Source organism: Paraburkholderia sp. J67 (assembly GCF_905220265.1).
GTDB lineage: Bacteria > Pseudomonadota > Gammaproteobacteria > Burkholderiales > Burkholderiaceae > Paraburkholderia.
Map to the genome: position 1 here is coordinate 1 of NZ_CAJMZK010000062.1, position 2,733 is coordinate 2,733.

Genomic DNA, 2,733 nt, shown 5'->3' on the forward strand with positions numbered 1-2,733 from the left:
TTTCCTGCCACGCTAGCGTACATGGACCGCATGTACGGGCGCCCAGGCTACGCCGAGCACTGTCGCAACGGAACCCCGTGAATACCATGAACTTCTCTAGCGGCGCCCATAATGGATCGACTCGTCGACATGTTTTTCTATGGACTTCATATGGATGGCGCCAACCTGGCAGCAAAGGGGGTACATCCAAGGATGCCGCGCGTCGGGCGAATCCTTGGTCACCGTGTCGTGGTCGCGACGAAGGCCATCCTGATACGCGCTCCGGGCGACGTGGCCGTAGGGATGGTCTACGCGCTCACGCACTGCGAGATCGACCGATTGTATGACGGGCTCGACGACTACCGAGCCGAAGCGTTCATCGTGCGCATCGATGACTCGAGCGGCGGAGTGCCGCTGCTCGTGCCGGCATTGGCCATGGTGCATGTCGCCCCACGCATCGATGGCGCCGTCGATGCATATTACGTAGCCCGACTCCATACCACACTCACATCATTGGGCCTTTCAACTTCGCATTTACCCAGGATTTGAGTCGTCACTGTTACGACACTGGCCTTGTATGGAGCCCCCAGGCTTTAAATAGAACGTCAGGGGCGCAATATGATCGAACCGTTTGTGTTGCCCGTTTCCAGCCGACGCTGCGCCTCACCTGCTTCGGCCAGCGGTAGCACGGCTCCGATCTGCGCTCTCAGACCACTTCGCACGCGTTGGAATGTAGCCAGTCCCGCTTCGCGATAACGCGATGGATCGGCAATGAAGCGGAACACGCTCGGGCGCGAAAGCGCAATCGAACGTGCGGGGCCGAGCAGAGACAGATCGATCGGCCCTGGATCACCGTCGACCTGACCGACGCTAGCGACCGTTCCAAATGGACGCACGGCGCCGAGCGTCTCGATGAGCGTCTTGCCCCCGACGCCGTCGATGGCGTAGTCAACGCCACGACCATCGGTCAGTGCGTGGACGGCGGTGGTGAAGTTCTGTTCGCGGTAGAGAATCGCTTCGTCCAGACCAAACTCTTTCGCGAGTTCCGCCTTCGCTTGCGAACCAACGGTGCCGATGACGCGCGCGCCTAGCGCTTTGACCCATTGCGTCACGACGAGTCCGAGTCCGCCGGCTGCGGCATGGATCAGTACCGTATCGCCGGCCTTGATAGCGTAGACGCAGGAAGACAGCATATGTGTGGTGATGCCCCGCAGCAGCAGACTGGCTGCCGTGTCATCGTCGATGTCGTCGGGCAAGGGGAGAACGCGAGCCGCAGAAATATTGCGCGCACTGGCATAGCTGCCGATTGGCGGACCGGCGTAGGCGACGCGCTGGCCAATGTGCAGCGATTCGACGCCTTCGCCGATCGCGTCGATGACGCCCGCGGCCTCGACGCCCAGCACGGCGGGAAGTGCTGGCAGCGGGTAGAGGCCCGTGCGGTGATAGATATCGACGAAATTGACACCGATAGCCGTCTGGCGGATGCGCACCTCGCCGGGTGCGGGCGCACGGAGCATAGTCTCGTGCAGTTTTAGCGTCGAAGCGTCGCCGTGCTGTGTAATGGCGAGTTCGACCGCCGGAAACGGCGACGTCCGCGGTATGGCGATAGAAGGCATGCTTTCCTCGTGATGTTTGATCGGGCAAGCTCATGGTGCACTGAGAGGAAGCCCGGAACAATTCCACATAAATCGACAATGAGTGTGCAAAAAAACACAGGTAACGCTCCGCTGGAAAGCTCGCGTCTGCAATGGGATGACATCCGCTTTTTCCTCGAACTAACGCGAACCGGAAGTCTCTCGGCGGCGGCGCGTAAGCTCTGCGTCGAGCATTCGACAGTTGCCCGCAGGGTCGAGGCGCTGGAGCAGTCACTGGGACTTAGGCTGTTTGATCGTCTGCCGAAGGGCTGGACGCTTACTCCGGAGGGAGAACCCCTCGCTCGACAAGCGACACGCCTCGATGACGAAGCACACGCGTTTTCCCGCGCGGCCGCAGGTATATCGTCGTTGAGCGGCACGGTTCGACTATCCGCGCCGCCTGTGCTGGCGAGCCACTTTCTGGTGCCGCATCTATCCGCAATGCATGCCCAGTGGCCAAAGATCGATCTCGAGGTGATCGGGGAGTCACGGGATGCGAGTCTGTCCCGCGGTGAGGCGGATCTGGCGATCCGTATGTCGAGGCCTACGGCTTCGGGTCTCGCCGCGCGACGCGTCGGCGAAATAGGTTATGGCCTCTACGCCGTGAGTGGATATAAAGATCGGCCTGAATCGGACTGGGAATTCCTGGGCTATGACGAGCATCTTAGTCAAGTGCCGCAGCAGCGCTGGCTCGAACAGTTCGCCAGGCATCGCCGATTCGTTTTCCGAAGCAATGATCTTGCTTCATTATTTCATGCGGCCAAAGCGGGTCTAGGTGCGGCCGTGCTTCCGTATTTTCTGGCCGCGCAAGATCCGGCGCTTCGTCTGATATCGAATCATGTTTGTCCGATCGTCCGACCGCTGTGGCTAGTGATGCATCCGGACGTAAGGCGTTCACCCCGTGTGCGGTTAATTGCCGAGATGGTTGCCGATCTAATCGGGAAAACCTCAGAATTGTCGTCGGATACTTCAGCGTCAGTGACAGAATAGCCATCTGTTGTCTGCGTCGGCGCGCCGCGCATCAATGTTTGCCCGGGCGGGACGAGCTGCAGAATTCGCTATTGGTAGGTGTCGTCAGGAAAACCGGGCAGCAAGCGGCCGCTTTTGGCTGTGGATCTGC

Annotated in this window: 3 protein-coding genes; 2 read left to right on the forward strand and 1 reads right to left on the reverse strand. The window is 60.1% G+C overall.

Annotated features, from left to right (window positions below; all coding sequences use genetic code 11):
• Positions 1-111: 111 nt before the first annotated feature.
• Positions 112-528: a gamma-glutamylcyclotransferase family protein gene (locus tag U5782_RS41055; RefSeq protein WP_322049590.1), complete on the forward strand. Its 417-nt coding sequence runs from the start codon at positions 112-114 to the stop codon at positions 526-528.
• Between the two features lie 56 nt (positions 529-584).
• On the opposite strand, the gene U5782_RS41060 is transcribed toward U5782_RS41055, so the two are convergent.
• On the reverse strand, positions 585-1,595 hold the full coding sequence (locus U5782_RS41060) for a quinone oxidoreductase (protein ID WP_322049591.1): 1,011 nt from the start codon (positions 1,593-1,595) through the stop codon (positions 585-587).
• 78 nt (positions 1,596-1,673) lie between these two features.
• Here U5782_RS41060 and U5782_RS41065 point away from each other — a divergent pair, with 78 nt between their 5' ends.
• Positions 1,674-2,603, forward strand: coding sequence for a LysR family transcriptional regulator (locus U5782_RS41065; RefSeq protein WP_322049592.1), 930 nt, complete (start codon positions 1,674-1,676; stop codon positions 2,601-2,603).
• The last annotated feature ends 130 nt before the right edge of the window (positions 2,604-2,733 follow it).